The organism is Lactobacillus delbrueckii subsp. bulgaricus, from assembly GCF_046938665.1.
GTDB lineage: Bacteria > Bacillota > Bacilli > Lactobacillales > Lactobacillaceae > Lactobacillus > Lactobacillus delbrueckii_C.
This window is the reverse complement of record NZ_JBKZCD010000113.1, coordinates 1-219: the sequence shown is the minus strand read 5'-3', so window position 1 is coordinate 219 and position 219 is coordinate 1. Positions and strand designations below refer to the sequence as shown.

Genomic DNA, 219 nt, shown 5'->3' with positions numbered 1-219 from the left:
CCAGAAGGCTCGCAGACAGGCGTCCCGTCTTCAAAGACGGGTTCGCAATCAAAGAGAGGACTTCCTTCAAAAGCTCAGCACTGCATACATCAATAACCACGACGTAGTAGTGCTTGAAGACTTGAGGGGGAAAAATCTGATGAAGAATCACGCCTTGGCAATGTCAATTTCTGATGCGGGCTGGACCAGCTTTCAGAGAATGCTTGAGTACAAGGCAGG

At 49.3% G+C, this 219-nt stretch carries 1 protein-coding gene; it reads left to right on the top strand.

The window, feature by feature from the left end:
• The coding region (locus tag ACLUXO_RS10470; protein ID WP_412137471.1) for an IS200/IS605 family accessory protein TnpB-related protein at nt 1-219 on the top strand (219 nt) is incomplete at both ends.